The sequence below is a fragment of the Bradyrhizobium sp. sGM-13 genome (assembly GCF_018398875.1).
Lineage (GTDB): Bacteria > Pseudomonadota > Alphaproteobacteria > Rhizobiales > Xanthobacteraceae > Bradyrhizobium.
In genome coordinates, this window is the sequence record NZ_JAGWDK010000067.1 from 1 (window position 1) to 14,613 (window position 14,613).

At 60.2% G+C, this 14,613-nt stretch carries 14 protein-coding genes and 5 pseudogenes; 12 read left to right on the plus strand and 7 right to left on the minus strand.

Features of this window, described 5'->3' with window-relative positions; translation table 11 throughout:
* Positions 1-970 precede the first annotated feature (970 nt).
* From KJQ96_RS36515 to KJQ96_RS36525, 3 genes and pseudogenes are all read right to left on the minus strand, one after another.
* Positions 971-1,349: pseudogene (locus tag KJQ96_RS36515) on the minus strand (transposase); the annotation flags it as partial.
* 73 nt (positions 1,350-1,422) lie between these two features.
* Positions 1,423-2,022: a nodulation methyltransferase NodS gene (gene nodS, locus KJQ96_RS36520; RefSeq protein WP_108522978.1), complete on the minus strand. Its 600-nt coding sequence runs from the start codon at positions 2,020-2,022 to the stop codon at positions 1,423-1,425.
* A gap of 209 nt (positions 2,023-2,231) precedes the next feature.
* Positions 2,232-2,489 (minus strand): hypothetical protein, encoded by a 258-nt coding sequence (locus tag KJQ96_RS36525; RefSeq protein WP_213256151.1) that lies wholly within the window; start codon positions 2,487-2,489, stop codon positions 2,232-2,234.
* Positions 2,490-2,578: 89 nt separating this feature from the next.
* On the opposite strand from KJQ96_RS36525, the gene KJQ96_RS40910 reads away from it, so the two are divergent.
* From KJQ96_RS40910 to KJQ96_RS36555, 9 genes and pseudogenes are all read left to right on the plus strand, one after another.
* On the plus strand, positions 2,579-2,779 hold the full coding sequence (locus KJQ96_RS40910) for a DUF3363 domain-containing protein (RefSeq protein ID WP_249734972.1): 201 nt from the start codon (positions 2,579-2,581) through the stop codon (positions 2,777-2,779).
* 315 nt (positions 2,780-3,094) lie between these two features.
* Positions 3,095-3,370 (plus strand): annotated as a pseudogene (locus KJQ96_RS36535) (type II toxin-antitoxin system RelE/ParE family toxin); the annotation flags it as partial.
* A gap of 31 nt (positions 3,371-3,401) precedes the next feature.
* A pseudogene (locus KJQ96_RS36540) lies at positions 3,402-3,711 on the plus strand (HigA family addiction module antitoxin).
* Between the two features lie 406 nt (positions 3,712-4,117).
* On the plus strand, positions 4,118-4,327 hold the full coding sequence (locus KJQ96_RS42400) for a recombinase family protein (RefSeq protein ID WP_375293251.1): 210 nt from the start codon (positions 4,118-4,120) through the stop codon (positions 4,325-4,327).
* On the plus strand, positions 4,324-4,932 hold the full coding sequence (locus tag KJQ96_RS42405; protein WP_375293252.1) for a recombinase family protein: 609 nt from the start codon (positions 4,324-4,326) through the stop codon (positions 4,930-4,932). The genes KJQ96_RS42400 and KJQ96_RS42405 overlap by 4 nt, the downstream gene beginning before the upstream one ends.
* A 295-nt stretch (positions 4,933-5,227) precedes the next feature.
* Positions 5,228-5,377 carry a hypothetical protein gene (locus KJQ96_RS40925; protein WP_249734974.1) on the plus strand — a complete coding sequence of 50 codons (150 nt, stop codon included), beginning with the start codon at positions 5,228-5,230 and terminating at the stop codon, positions 5,375-5,377.
* A 106-nt stretch (positions 5,378-5,483) separates the two neighbouring features.
* Complete coding sequence (locus tag KJQ96_RS40930) at positions 5,484-5,693, plus strand: hypothetical protein (RefSeq protein ID WP_190242198.1); 210 nt, start codon at positions 5,484-5,486, stop codon at positions 5,691-5,693.
* Positions 5,694-6,010: 317 nt separating this feature from the next.
* Positions 6,011-6,292 (plus strand): DUF3141 domain-containing protein, encoded by a 282-nt coding sequence (locus KJQ96_RS36550; RefSeq protein WP_249734976.1) that lies wholly within the window; start codon positions 6,011-6,013, stop codon positions 6,290-6,292.
* Between the two features lie 477 nt (positions 6,293-6,769).
* Positions 6,770-7,210 (plus strand): hypothetical protein, encoded by a 441-nt coding sequence (locus KJQ96_RS36555; protein WP_213256155.1) that lies wholly within the window; start codon positions 6,770-6,772, stop codon positions 7,208-7,210.
* A gap of 474 nt (positions 7,211-7,684) precedes the next feature.
* Here the strand turns inward: KJQ96_RS36555 and KJQ96_RS36560 are convergent, their stop codons facing one another.
* Positions 7,685-9,961, minus strand: coding sequence for a hypothetical protein (locus tag KJQ96_RS36560; RefSeq protein ID WP_213290959.1), 2,277 nt, complete (start codon positions 9,959-9,961; stop codon positions 7,685-7,687).
* A 300-nt stretch (positions 9,962-10,261) separates the two neighbouring features.
* On the opposite strand from KJQ96_RS36560, the gene KJQ96_RS42410 reads away from it, so the two are divergent.
* A complete protein-coding gene (locus KJQ96_RS42410; protein WP_213290952.1) occupies positions 10,262-10,708 on the plus strand; it encodes a helix-turn-helix domain-containing protein in 447 nt (148 codons plus the stop codon).
* Positions 10,709-10,728: 20 nt separating this feature from the next.
* Positions 10,729-11,011 (plus strand): annotated as a pseudogene (locus KJQ96_RS40940) (transposase); the annotation flags it as partial.
* A gap of 298 nt (positions 11,012-11,309) precedes the next feature.
* Here KJQ96_RS40940 and KJQ96_RS36580 read toward each other — a convergent pair.
* The 3 genes and pseudogenes from KJQ96_RS36580 to KJQ96_RS36585 all read right to left on the minus strand — a co-directional run bounded on the left by KJQ96_RS36580 (position 11,310) and on the right by KJQ96_RS36585 (position 14,023).
* Entirely contained in the window at positions 11,310-12,698 is a 1,389-nt protein-coding gene (locus KJQ96_RS36580) for an IS1380 family transposase (RefSeq protein ID WP_213290954.1), read from the minus strand.
* Between the two features lie 127 nt (positions 12,699-12,825).
* A pseudogene (locus KJQ96_RS40945) lies at positions 12,826-12,972 on the minus strand (IS256 family transposase); the annotation flags it as partial.
* A 379-nt stretch (positions 12,973-13,351) separates the two neighbouring features.
* Positions 13,352-14,023, minus strand: a complete 672-nt coding sequence (locus tag KJQ96_RS36585) for an effector protein NopP (RefSeq protein ID WP_213290955.1) — start codon at positions 14,021-14,023, stop codon at positions 13,352-13,354.
* 180 nt (positions 14,024-14,203) lie between these two features.
* Between KJQ96_RS36585 and KJQ96_RS36590 the strand changes: the two genes are divergently transcribed.
* On the plus strand, positions 14,204-14,613 hold a 410-nt coding region (locus KJQ96_RS36590), incomplete at its 3' end, for a transposase (protein ID WP_213290956.1).

Consider the following 14,613-nt stretch of genomic DNA (forward strand, 5'->3'; position numbering starts at 1 on the left):
TCATGTTCCCGGAGAATGCGCCACGCCAAATTCCCACCACTTCCCGGACGGCACCGAGTAGAACCCGCAGTAGTCGACCGCCTGAAAACAGCAGATCGCGCCACATGAGATGCGCTCCTGTCATAGTTTCAACTTGCAAGAACGGGGAAACGGGTTCGAGCCTCTGGACTGGCGAGGAGGTCAGCCGATGCCGTTGCACTGCATCAATGAGGCGCGCCTGAGCAGGGTAGCGCCTCTCAAAGCAGAGAGTATACTCATCGCAGCGTGCCTCAACACTGAGTACCGTGACACAAGCTCAATCCGGCATACGGTCAATGAGCTAGCGCGTGGCTGCCTCGCGGGCGCTGACTACACGATTGAGGATACATATGTTCTTACGCCGATGTCGGTAAGAAGGGTGGCAGGAATCCACAGGGCGGATCGTCTTAGGGATTCATGCATAGATCAGCCACGCCTCGTGGCGGTCTGAGCTTGAGACGGAGCTGGTTGATATCTGATCGCGCACCGCCGCTTCGAAGTAACCAGGGAGAATGATGGGCGGAGAGCAGCTCGTTCAAGGGCTTAAGGAAGCAGGAACAAGGGCGCGCAGGGAATGTCAGATATTTGTGTAAGAGGCCTCTGTGAAGCTGGATTGCAGTCGTTTCTGGCATTAGCCGGACATTGTCATTTGATCCTATGGTGGCTAAACAGTGGCCGGGCAGCAAGCTCTGTCAAAGCCGCAGCCGTCGCAGGCGGGGCCCGCAGGCCCGCCTTTTCAGAGCTTGCTGATCGGCCAAACTCGGTCCGCCGGATAAGGCGGACATTTTGGTCATCGCGCTGATCCCGGAAAACGCGAGCCGAAGTGAATGGCGAACTGGCCCATGGCGGCAGTCCACTCGACACCTCGCCGCCACCTCAATCCGGCGTTCTTGTGCGAGATAAAGCAGCTTCAACGCGTCGTCGTCGTTGGGAAACTGCCGCGGGTCTTAATGATCTTGCGCAAGCTAACGCGCGCGTAGAGGCTCAGGATTTTGTCGTCGAAGCCGTCGAACGGGTCTGGCCCTTGGCGATCAATAGCGGCTCGAACCTGCCGGCCCGGTCGCGTGGCAAAGCTATGTCGATCTCCGCCGTCCTCGGTCAGGATCGTCTTCGCGCTGGTCCCGTTACGGCTATTGCCGCTGCCGCGGCCGGCCGGGTCCCCCTTCTCGTAGCCAAGATGATCGCTCAGCTCCGCACCAAGCGCCCGCTCAATCAGCGCCTTCTTCAGCTGCTTGAAAAGCCCGTCCGTACCTGTGAGGTCTTCAGGCTTCTCATAGTTAGCAAGCCAGTTGTTCCAGTAGTTCAGGTGTAAACGTCGTCTCGGTCGTCATGTGAGTCTCCTCGGTAAGGTAAACTCACAGAAGCCTGCTTACACATTCTTTCTGACGCCCTCTTGAGCCGGCATCAATTCGGCTTCCGAAAGCAGGAGATCAAGCAGTCTTCGTTAGCCGACTGACCTTGGCAACTCACTCGCTCGACTTCGACCAACGATTCCTTCAACATGAGCATGCAAGTCTCAGCTCCAGCGGCATGGCCCCAACGCCTGCAGTTGGTATCTCGGGCTGACCCAAAAACCAGCTGTCCATCTGGCGCCAGCATCTGCACCAACTTGCGGATAGTCGCGCGCATCTCGGCCACGCCTCCAAGGTAGTAGAGGACTTCGGCCAGTACGATCAAATCAAACCGCTCGGCGGTCGAAAACTGCTGAACGTCCGAAGTCATCCAGGTTATGTGCGACCACCGTTTCGTCCGCAGGCTAGCTCGACGAATCGCTTGCGGCATAACGTCGATGACTGTGAGCCGTTTGCAATGAGGTGCTAGTATTTCCGTAAATGCGCCGGCCGCGCACCCGACCTCGAGGGCGTGCGAAATCACGCCTTGCGAAAGCGATAGCCGGAGCATTTGCGAGTGACGCTCGCGTTCGAATGGATTACCGTCGAGCCTCCACGGATCGTCGGCGGCTAGTTCCTGCTCTAGCGATTGATGCTTGCTGTCCGAACTCATGAGTCACCTACCTACTGAGAATGCACGATCGGGTGCCCGTGCGGATGCTGTCAAACGAGACCAGCCTCGAAGAACTACGGGAAAGCGCCGCCTCCGCGGGTCTACCGACCATTGAAGAGCCTCCAGTCCAGCTTTCGCAGACGTCATGCCCAATCCAGTACGGCGCACACCAGGACGCAGCTGGGCAATCATCCGTTCGCGCTTGCCTATCATCCAGCAACTGTGTTGAAACCAACAGTCATTTCACACGCATTTTCCTGATTGATGCTTGAGTTAGCCAGCGTCTGACTATGGGGATTGCGGCAAAATTGGTAAAATCTATTGTTTGGATGGAACATATCCAGTCCGGTAATGGTCCGCGAAGAACGCATTGGCGTTAAGCGCATGATGATCCGGCCGCCTTGACGTAGCAGCACATGCTGAACGGCCCCCACGACGTTGGTCCGGCGAAGATCCTCGCCGGACATCGAATGCCTCGAAAGCTCACGTCATGACGCAGAGCTGGACGCGCTCGAACACTGCTCGCGGCGAACGTTCAAGCCGATGCCACTGTTTGATGAAGGCCAGCGGCGGCTCCTCCGATGATCGCGTCAGTTACACACCGAGCAAGCCGGGTGAGTTCGTCGCCGACAAGCTTGCGGGCATCGCCACGCTCGCCAGCGGGCGCTTTGCCATGATCGACGACGGCCTCGGCTTCCAGTTCGTCCCCTGGCAGCAGCCTGTGCTCGACAAGCGCAGGCCAGCATCAGCGGTGTGATGCGCGATAGCGGCGGCATCGAGTGGAGCTTCGGACGCAAACACGTTAGGCTTGTGAAGCAGCGGAAAGCCTTGCGTGCTTGGCGCGAGTGGGCCGGATCAGCGACGACTCTTCAAGGGCCGCTGTCGCGCCTCCTCTTCGCGGCTGACGGCCTGGACCAGCCGTCGCCGCCCCGGCTTGGGCTCTCCAAGCAAGTAAGGCTAATTGAGGGCGCGAGCGCTCCAATGCCCGAGGTGGAAGGGGTTCGCAGTGGTAGGTTGCGGCTTATAATATGACCCATAGGGTGGTACATAGGCTCTATGTTGGGGCCTTGGAATGATCGTTGGCTTTCGGGATGAATGGCTACGCGCCTTCTTTGTGGATGATGTCCGCTCGCGGAACGTCCCGCCCGATCATGAAGCCCGGTTATGCCGCAAGCTTCAGATGATCGACGATGCGACGACCGATCAGGACTTACGCGTGCCGCCCAGCAATCACTTCGAGAAGCTGCGCGGCAATCTGGCAGGGTTCCATTCGATCCGCGTCAACCAGCAATGGCGGTTGATCTTCCGCTGGGACGGCAAGCGAGGCGAAGCGGCGGGCGTCTATCTGATCACTGCTACCGATGAGAGCGAGGCAAACCATGCTGACGACAAAGCGCAAGCCGGCCACCGGTCGCCGAGATACTGACCGAGGAGTTCATGGAGCCGATGGGCTTGACCCAGGGCGCGCTTGCCGAGGCGATGGGCGTTCAGCGCAAGCACGTCAACGAGTTGTGCAACAACCGCAGGAACGTGACGGCGGCGACCGCGCTGATCCTCGCCCGCGTGTTCGGCAACAGCCCGGACTTCTGGCTCAACGTGCAGCGGCGCAGCGATCTCTGGGAAGCGATGAACAGCCCCAAGGAGCGTCAGCGGATCGAACGCGCTCGTCCGCTGAAACGCGCCGCGTAGTCGACGATGAATTGCGATGAATAGCTCTGGTCCCGCGCCACGCAAGTATTTTCACGCTGCGCGGCTTATCGCGCAGCTTAGGTATCGTGGCGTAAAATTACGCTACTTCTTGCTTTCGACAGATCGCGCGATCCTGGCGGGATGTCCCGAGCGCGCGCCAAACCCAGCAAAGACCGTCGCGTCCCGGCATCCTGCCGGATGATCTTTTCGACTATGCCAGCATCGAGCCGTGGCCGCGTGCCGGCAGGCCGCCAAAGCATGATCTTGCTGACTGGACCGTCACAATCGATTGGCTCGACCGCGTCGCGGTCACGGACACCGAGGTGGACGTATTCGAGGCGTGGTTCGCCGATCTCTTCGACGACTGTTCGGGCCATGCCGATGATCTGACAAGGAGACGCCCGCCATGACCGTGCCCCAATGTTCGAAAGGGGCGCGCGCCGCCCTCTATCTGCGCGTCTCGAAGGCGCGGGAGGCCGAGCATGATGTCTCCATTCCTGATCAGAAGCGGCAAGGTGAGGCTTATTGCTCGGCGCGCGGCTATGCGATCGTCGAGACCTACGTGGAGCCGGAGCCTCCGCGACCAACGACCGCCGCCCTGAGTTTCAGCGCATGATCGAGGCGGGCACATGCAAGCCCGCACCCTTCGACATCGTCGTGGTTCATTCGTTCAGCCGTTTCCTCCGCGACCATTTCGAGCTTGAGTTCTACGTCCGCAAGCTGGCGACGAACGGCGTCAAGCTCGTCTCCATCACGCAGGAGATGGGCGATGACCTGATGCACGTCATGATGCGCCAGATCATGGCGCTGTTCGATAAATATCAATCCAAGGAGAACGCCAAGCACGTGCTGCGCGCGATGAGCGAGAATGCACGGCGGGGCTTCTGGAATGGCGCCCTACCGCCAATCGGCTATCGCATCGTCGCGGCCGAGCAGCGTGGCGCCAAGACCAAGAAGAAACTGGAGATCGACCGACTGCACGCCGACACGGTGCGAATGATCTATCGTCTGTTTCTGGAGGGGGACGGCGTATCCGGCCCGATGGGCGTGAAGTCCATTACCTACTATCTCAATGAACGCCGCACCTTCACCCGCGATGGCGGGCGCTGGGGTCTGGCTCAAATCCACAGCATCCTGACCCGCACGACCTATATCGGCGAGCACAAGTTCAACAAGCGCTCGCACAAGGACGGGAGCGCAAACCCGAGAGCGAGGTCGTGACCGGTGCAGGCCGGTCTGAAATCTCGTCACCCCATGGTGACGCCGACCCGCGTCACCAGCGGTCCCACCCTCCTTACCGGCATTTGCTTTTGCGCCAAGTGCGGGGGAGCGATGACGCTGCGGAGCGGCAAGGGCAGCGCAGGCGGCATGTATCGCTAGTACACCTGCTCGACCAAGGCCCGGCAGGGGGAGACCGGATGCAAGGGCCGTTCGATTCCCATGGACAAGCTCGACGATCTTGTCGCCGGTCACCTTGAGAGCCGTCTGCTCCATCCCGACCGGCTGGAGGAAGTGCTTGCCAGCGTCCTTGACCGTCGCCAGGAGCGCTCAGCGCGCCGCCGAACACATCGCCGAGCTCAACAAGCGGATCACTGAAACCGACCAGCGGCTCAACCGGCTCTACGACGCGATCGAACCGGGCGTAGCCGGGACGCCCCAGGTCTGAAAGAGAGCATCGCGGGCCTCAAGGCGATTCGGGATCAGGCCACGGCTGACGCCGAGCGCGCCCAGGCCGCGCTCGACAGCGTCGGCAATTAGGCTGTCAGCCCGATATGGTCAAGACGTTCGCAGACGTGGCCCGTGAGCGGCTCCGGCTTCGCGACGGCGGCTATCGCCGCGATCACCTGCGCGCGCTCGCTCAGCGCATTGAGGTGGCGGAAAAAGAAGTCCGCATCATGGGATCGAAGTCAGAACTGCTGCGACCCTGGTCGCCGCCTCAAGCGAAAAATCGGCGGCTCTCGGCGTTCGCGGTTCTGTACTGAAATGGCGCAGCCGACGCGATTCGCACGGGTGGCCTCCACCTTGGAGGGTCGCGCTCTATCCAGCTGAGCTACGCGTGCATCTCGCAGTACTTGCGCGCATTTGTTGCAAATGTGAAGCGACGGCATAACGCTCTCGCAAGTCGTTGAATTACGACCTCTCAAAACTCTTTTTTTTGCACCAACTGGTTTGACACGTGCATTCGGGGGGCAAGCGTCTGGGCTGTCAATCGCGGAACTCGCTTTCCATGATCCGCTAGAATTGGGGCACGGAGATTTCGCACAAGACACGCGATGCATCGTGGGCTTCGCAGCTGCGCTTGACCCGCACTCTGGAGGCGATCGAAGCGTTGATGCCCGGGCTCTACGAAATGTGCGTCAAGGACATTCAGGAACATGATGGACGAAAGTGTTTCAGTGTTGAACTGGTCAGACGCAGCTTCAAGGACATCCGTGCATTTAACGACAACTATAGAGACGAGTTTCCTTTCGGCGCCGTCGACCGCACATCTCAACTTCAGGCACAGATCTATCACACCACCCCAGCGGCCGACCGGAGACAATATCTGGGGCCAAGCAAGCATTGGCCGCACCGAGAATGACACAACTTTATCGATTCCTTTGGTTGTGTTTCTTTCTCGACGCGCTCCGAAAGTTCAGAGACGAAGAGGAAAGCCGGTAAGTTAATACGTCGACTTCATCCATTGGATGAATGGACCGAGTTACGACGGAGATCATGGTGTCGGCATCGCGGGCGAGAAGATGAGGCGCGCCGTCCGCTTCGAACGATGGCACCATCTGACTGAGGGCAATAGTATATGCGGCTTCGCAGTTGGCACGTGCTTTGAATGTCTGACCTTACCAGAACAGCTCAATGGGGGGACGAGGTGATACGTTATAAGATCGTGTGAAAGATCGTTAGTCATCTGCGACCTCAACGTGCGACATTTGCTAACCTGGACGCCCGATGCATCCGACGAAAGCCTCTGTCGGTGTATCCTTTCTCTGCTCTCGTTCAGAGCCATTTGTCCTGCACCCTTGTAACTGTGACGCCTAGATTGAGACCCGGAAATCACATTATGCCAGCGGAGTCGGACATCAAATCTGCGAACGCAAACAATCGCACAAGCACCGTCTGGACAATTGTGCTCGGCTTTGCCGCCGATTCGTTGATGCGGTGGAGTTGGCCTGACGCAAGGCGATATCTTCAGAGCATGCCTCAGTTCATCAACGCCTGTGGCGGACGAGCATTCGAGCATGGCACAGCGTACGTCACGGGAGGGATTCGCGCCGCGGCCCTGTGGCTGCCTCCCGGCGTGCAACAAGACGAGGAGGCGCTGGACGAAATCATGGCGCAGTTCCTGAGCCCGGGGATTACCGAGGATATGGTACACCTGCGGCGGGGAATGGCCCCGCTCACGCCAATGTTGCGAACGGCTATTAAGCGGAATTCGGAGACGCTGAAGCGTTGGCCCAGCGCTTTGGCGTCGGCCAGGAAGCCGTGCTGCGGCGGCTGCTGACGCTCGGTCGCACCACCAGGCCTTCTATGACAGCAAGCGCGCTGATTTCCAGAGGATCTACGCCCAGCTTGACGAACAGAAAGAACCGTCCGAAGGCGGCCCCAAGTATCATTACGTGGTGCTGAGTCAGCTCGGTCGCACGTTTACCCAGCTTATTTCCAGGGCTATCACGATCGATATTTCACACTGCGCGATGTCGCGGATCTCTTAAATATGAAGGTTACGACCGTTGCTCCAATGGAAAAAGGCGGCCTTTGGCATGGCGCCCTAAACCGGAATGGCCAAGAAGATTTACTGCATCGATACGAGTGCGCTGATTGCCGCATGGTACGAGCGTTATAAACCGAAGCGGAAGCTTTCAGTCTACCGGCCTGCTGAAGACCCATGATCTGATCACAGCCTGCTGGCTCCGGATTTCGGAGGTCTGGCTGATGGTGTCACCACAATCGGCACTCTACCGCGAGACGCCCCCGACTACATCCCGTGTCGAGCGGCCTGCGTCGACCGGTGCTCCGCCTCGGCAAGCGGATAGCGTGGGTGGCCGCCAAGCACTGTGCTCAACAAGGACTTACAGAACGCAGGCGTAAGCTTGCCGCGGTGGACCACGACGCTCTCGTGACCCGTCGCAGCCCGGGCGTTCTGCCACTGCCGATTGTAGCCGCGCTGTTCATTGGACTTGACGTGGCAAGCGGCGAAGTCCACGTCATCCAGCGTCGCCAATTGCCGCGCAAGTACCGGCCGCTTCGTATGGATGTGCACCCACATCGGACTCGGCATTGCACCATTGCGCAGCGCCTTGGGTTGCAGCTTGATCTCGAACAGCGTCCCTGGCTCGCCCTTTAACGCGCGCGGTAGATCCGCAGGCGCCAACTCCTCGGCCGCCCGCAAGTGTTCAAGGTACTTCTGCGACGGAAATGCGTAGGTTTTCATGCAATCGATCCTAGTCGTGGCCTTTCGCTCGTTCAAAGCCTTGGCCAGCCCCTGCGCCTGGGACAACATCATCTTGAGCCGGACTGTCTTGTCGTGCACTTCGGGCACTTGCGCAGGCGTGAGTAGGCCGCTTCGGCGAGGCTCCTCCAACGCGGCCACACAGGCCTGCATCTCGGCGGCCTGCGTCTGCAAGCGCTCAACTACGGTGTCCACGACGTGGTCGGCGTCCTCGGGTTTCATCTGGCGCGCTTGCGAGACGGCCCTTTGGTGACCAGACAGATCGAATTGCAAAAGTTCGTCCAACCGCTTGAGGAGTTGCGTCAGTGCCTCGATCGACGGCGGGGCCTGCCAGATCGCCAAGTGTGCCGTCGCCGACGATGACGCCCTCGCATGCGCCTCCTCCGCGCTCACGAGGCTCTTCGTACCTAGATCCGAGAGCACGAGAACCTTGGCTGCTGGCACTGTGGCGTTGTCGGCCGTAGCGACCTGAGGCTGCGTCCGCCCGGCCGCCGAACTCCCAGCGCCAGCGGCCGGCGCGCGCTTGCCTTTCCCCTTCCTCCGCGCTGTAGTGCCTTCGGCCACTACATCCCTGCCGGTAGTGTTGGCCGGTATCGCAGCCCCAGCGTCGGCCGGCGGTGCAATGATGGCTGGCGTCTTCGGCTGCAGTGACAGGAGGCGCATGACCTCGTGCGCAGTGACCCACGTGCCTTCCACGATCTGGCCCAACAGTTCCAATGGGAGGTCGGCACCTGTTCCGACATCGCCTAGCTTGGCAATGATGTCGTGCAACGCCAACGCAAATTCCGAAAGCCGCTCCATGACTCCTTCCAGAACGGCGCAGTGCTCTGCGTCGAGCGCGCGTCCTTTACTGTTTAGAACAGCGTCGGCCGTCGAGCGGAATGCCGGAAAAACGTCCTCGATGAAGGTTCCCAACAGACGCACCCGCCCGTTCTCACCCATGAGGATTTCCCTCATGGCTGGTTCGAACGTGCTCGCCTGCGGCTCAATCATGACCTGCGCGAGAGCGACCCGCGATTGCAGATGCATGCACTTCATATTAAGTGCCCAGCCGGTGTGTAGCCGCAGTGCGGCCTCTTCGGCCTGCCGCATCTCGGCCGTTGTACTTGGTAATTTGGCAGTGGCGGCGCAGACGGACTGCATCCGTTCCGAGCGCAATGCCTTCTTTCCCCACCACTCCATGCAGGCCGCATAGCGGTTCGCCACACTGGAAACCGCTCGGCTCAGCTGGTCGGGGGGAGCGTTGGATTGGAGCATCCGGTCGAGCACGGTGGCCGCACTCTTCCTGCTCTGCTCCAAGGCGTAGATAGTCGGGGTCGCCAGTGTGTTGCATTGGTCCGCCGCATGGAGCGCCTCGTCGCGGAGTCCGCGAGCCTGATCATCGGACAGAATGCTACGCGCTACATGCGGGGGCAGGCTTGCGCGGTAGTCCAGAACTTTTGAGCTTGCCTTGACGAGCTGGTCGATCAGCTCTTGCGCCTCCGACGAGTTCTGCGCTTGCATGGCTGCATTACGGCAAGCGTCAAGTTCCTCAACCAGGCGGTCCATTTGTCGCTTTGTTGCCTTGATCTCGTCGCCTGTCGAGGAAATGGGAACTGCCATACCCGAAGTTCGCGGCTGGCTGGCGACCGGCGCCGTTCTATCTTGAGGCCCAGAGCGCATCCGCTCCACGACGGAATCGAACCGTTGGCTGCCTTCCCTAGGGGCAAGACTAGACTCCGAGCGCGAACTGCTCAATCCCCACGTGCTGTCGGCTCCAGCAGCCCCAACGTGCGATTTGCCAGGTCGGCCAATGCCCGTCATATTCCAATCTCCGATACAGGCGAGAATGCGCAGCCTGTCTAGATAGAAGGCCCGGCTGACAATTAGCTGACGAAGAGCATTCTCACGGATGCACAAAGAAAATCCGAATCACCGTGGCTCCAATTCCATGGAAGATGCCGTGGTGCTAGTGTCCCGAGTCACAAGTTCGCAATCGTAGCTTCGCGTCGCTGTGCCAAAGATGGCGTGCTGGCAACAGCGACGGCGGATCTGATCGCGGTCCAGCAACTTGCGCCCCTGATATAGAGCGATGACGAGCGTGCCGAACTGAAGTCGCTGACAATGCGGCGAAAGAAGGCGCTAGCGCTGGCTCTGAGAGCTCGGATTGTGCTGACCTGCGCGGAGAGCGGTGAGAACGAGGAAGTGGCGGCCAAGTTGGGCCTGGACACGCAGACGGTAGGCAAATGGCAGCGTCGTTTTGTGAAGCGGCGCGTGGCCGGGCTGCACGACGAGCCGCGTTCCGGGGCGCCGCGCACGAGTGACGACGCTCGCATCGAAGCGGTGGTCGTGCGGACGCTGGAGAAATGCCCCCGAGAACGCCACCCATTGGAGTTCGCGCGACATGGCGAACGCCAACGGCCTGTCGGTGTCGACGGTGCAAGGCATCTGGCGAGCCTACGTCTCGGCGCCGTGTGGATGAAAAGTCCCAAATCCAGGCGCTGGGCCTGTTGGAATACTCATCGGGGCTCGGTTGTGATTCAAGCTTCGGGTGGAACGATTCGTTTTTGACTGACGCCCAATGGACGAAGATGGAACCGCTGTGTCTCGGCAAACCGGGCGATCCCGGACGCAGCGGCAAGGACAACCGGCTGTTTGTTGAGGCGGTGTTATGGATCGCGCGCCCGGGCAGTCCCTGGCGCGATTTGCCGCGCGCTTTCGGCCAATGAAATAGCGTGTACACGCGTTTCCGCGACTGGGTGAAGGCGGACGTGTGGACGCCTGTTCGGCGCGATCTCGGACGAGCCGGACATGTTATACGCCATGGTCGACGCCACGATCGTCAAGGTCCATCGCCACGGACGGGGCGCAAAAAAAACAAAGACAGGCCATCGGCCGTTTGAAAGGGGAATGTCAGATATTTCGTGTAAGAGGCCTCTGTGAAGGTTGAATTGTAGTCGTTTCTTGCATCAGCCGGACATTGTCATCGATCCCATGGTGGCTAACCCGCATTTCTCACAGGGCCAATTGATTTGCGACGGCCATTGGTGGATCGGCGCGAAGGCGACGAGGACCGTGGCGCCGAAGGCGCTGGGGCGATTTGGTTTGTGTGTCTCCGCTGGGGCTTCTTAATGATGCCGCGGATTGGGCGCGGCGGCGCGTGTCAGGCCGGCTAGGCGCGGGCCTTGGCGGCTTCGGCCAGGCGACGGGCAGCACGGCCCCATTGTTCGGCGGCTGGGCAGGCCGAGGCCATGGCGATCTTGATGCGGCGGCAGGAGATGCGCACCAGTGCCCCGATCTTCAGCAGCTTGAGGCGGATGGTGCCGCAGGTGGCGTCGGCAAAGGCGGTGTCGGCAAGGCCGATGCGCCGCAGCGCACAGATCAGCACGTAGGCCATCGCGGCGAACCACAGCCTGAGCTGGTTGGCCCGCATGGTCTGAGCCGAGGTGCGGTCAGCGTAGAGATCGAGCTGGCATTCCTTGATCCGGTTCTCCATGTCGCCGCGGGCGCAGTAAATGTCCTCATAGAGCTGCCGCGCGCCCGCCTCGCTGCGCTTGAGCGAGGTTACGACGAAGCGCGGGTTGGCCTCGCCGTGCGTCCACTCCGCCTTGGCGACGACGCGGCGCTCCTGGCTCCAGCTATCAAGCGTCGTCCACTGGAAGTCCCTGAAGCGGCGCGCCGGGCGGCCGGTCTTCTCGGCCGCGGCTCTTGCCGTGGCAAGCTCCTCTTCGATCATGGCGACCAGGCGCGTGTTGCGAGCGAGCCCGAACAGGTAATCCACGCGGTTCTGCTCGCACCATGCCATCAGCGCCTCGCGCGCAAAGCCTGAGTCCGCCCGTAGCAGGATGCGCACGAACGGCCAGCGGGCACGGATCTGCCGGACGATCCGCTCGACCTCCGCGACGCTGCCCGCGCTGGCGTCGATGTCGGAGGGGCGCAGTTTGGCTGCCAACAAATGCCGGCCGCAGAACACGTATAGCGGCAGATAGCAGTAGCAGTCGTAATAGCCGTGGAAGAAGCGCCCCTCCTGCTGCCCGTGCAACGGGTCGTCGGTGGCGTCGAGATCGAGGATGATCTGGCGCGGCGGCTGCTTGTGCGCCTCCAGGAACAGCGTCACCGGCAACGCCTCGATCGCCGCCGCGTCGTAAGCGATCTTGTGATAGCGCGAAGGCTCGTTTCGGCTCAGTTCCAGCCGGTTCAGCGTCGACTTGCCGGCCACCGGTGCGCAGTCCTCGCGCCGGGCCGAAAGCTTGCCCGAAAGCACCGCCATCAGCGGATCGTGCCGCAACTCGTCGTGGTCGTTGAGATCTTCATAGCCGAGCGCGATGCCAAATACCCGCTGCCCGATCAGTGTCGCCACCGTGTGCTCGATCAGGTCCTGCCGGCGATGATCGCGAAAGCAATCCGCAAAACGCCCCACCAGATCGATCGCCCGATCGGCCGCGCCCAGAAGCAGCGCGCCGGCATCCGACGTCACCAGTCCAGCGTCAAAGGCCGCTTCCACGAGGCGTCCTTCCACCCTTCCAAAATCAAACCGCTCTGCGCTACACTCTGTCGGCATCGGGGCGCTCCTCGAATCATCGCAAAGTCCTTCTCGCAAAAGAACCTTCGCTGATTCGGCGCCCCGATGCGCCTAACTCTGTGAGAAATGCGGACTAACAGTGGCCGGGCAGCAAGCTCTGTCAAGGCACCGGGTCCCCCTTCTCGTAGCCAAGATGATCACTTAGCTCCGCACCAAGCGCCCGCCCAATCAGCGCCTTCTTCAGCTGCTTGAAAAGCCCGTCTGCACCTGTGAGGTCTTCAGGCTTCTCATACTTAGCAAGCAGTTGATCCAATAGTTCAGGGTGTAATCGTCGTCTCGGTCCTCATGTGAGTCTCCTCGGTAAGGTAAACTCACAGAAACCTACTTACACATTCTTTTGACAGCCTCTGGGCGCATCAGGAGCGGCACTCACCGAACCTGTGGTGAGCTGCCCTGAGACGATTTCGCGCTGGACCATAGCCGCTCGATTTGCCGGCTCTCGATGAGAATAGCCGGCGCGCTCTTTTGTCCAACCAGCACAACCAGCGCTTACCGCGCGTGAGGCCCGTGTAGGCGATGAGTCTTCTTGAGTATCCTGAAGTTGCTGCATGGCGACGGACACCAAAGACGGGTATTCTGACCCACTGGCAAATCCGGTCTCGCTTCGCATGATCTATCTTCTTCGGACCAGTCTACATAAAGTCATCGTCGTCCCAATCCGGCATGGTATCTGGGGCACGCTGGGCCCCCCTGGTTTCACTGCCGTCACTGGGTTCAGCTTTAGAAAGATACAATTGAGGCTTGTTTTTCCGCTGCCATTCGCCGTCATCATTCTTCGTCCACTTGTCGGAATGCCGGGTAGGGTCAAGCACCATCATCGAGTCACTCACCTCAACAAAACCCAACGCCGCTGCGCGGGCTTTCGCGTCGTCGTTGACAGCATGAGAGAGGAGCAAAGGCCGTTCGCCGTCGAGCCGAAGCTGATGTTCCAACAGAATATCGCCTGCGTTCTCGACAAGGGGATGAGTAACCCGAAAATCCACCGTGGATGTGAGTTCGGTCCGTCCGGGAAACTGTTCCCGCCAGCGCGCGCGTGCCTTTTCCTCTTTGAACACATCACTCATGCTAGCTCCGCCTTCCGTTCGCAGAAGTCCAACACTCTTGTTGGCTAGCTGATAGCTGAAATAGCGTGCGTTTTCCGAACCAGATTTCCTGCCGTGGTCATAAGCAACTTGTGCCGTGCGTTCGGCTTTCGAGGATATGGGAAGCGAGTATCGCTGTGGTTTCGCGGCGATATGCTGGATTTCATCGCCAAAACAGTCCTTCACGTTCTCCTCGAATGAAGACCTTGTGATCTCCACCACAGGAGGTCGCCGAACGAGGGAGTACGAGGGTGTTGCTCCCGAAGACGAGCTAGCGCTCGGCGCCGCTATGTGCATCCCAGCAAACATGTCCGCAAAGCGCTGGCTGTCTGCATCAGATTGCGTGTGGTTGGAGCTATCGCCGAAAGTTGGTGACGGCGGGAATCGGAAAGGCGGCATATCGTGGGGGTGCTTGACGCCTCCACTTCTCCACCGAAGGAGCGATATGCCGTGTCCAAAGATAACATCATCAAGCTGATTCAGCCAGGAAACGTCGAGGATCAACTCACCGAAATCTTGCGCAATGGGGCGCGTTGCCTGCTCGCCCAGGCGGTCGAGGCCGAGGTCGCGGACTTTCTCGGCAAGCATGCCGATTTGAAGACCGCGGACGGCCACCAGCGGGTCGTACGTCACGGTCACCTGCCGGAGCGCGAGGTGATGACCGGGATCGGTCCGGTCGCCGTCCGCCAGCCGCGGGTGCGCGATCGCGAGGCGGACGTGACCTGCCCCGACCGCATCCGGTTCTCTCCGTCGATCCTGCCGCCCTACATGCGCCGCTCGAAATCGATCGAGACGCTGCTGCCGATCCTTTA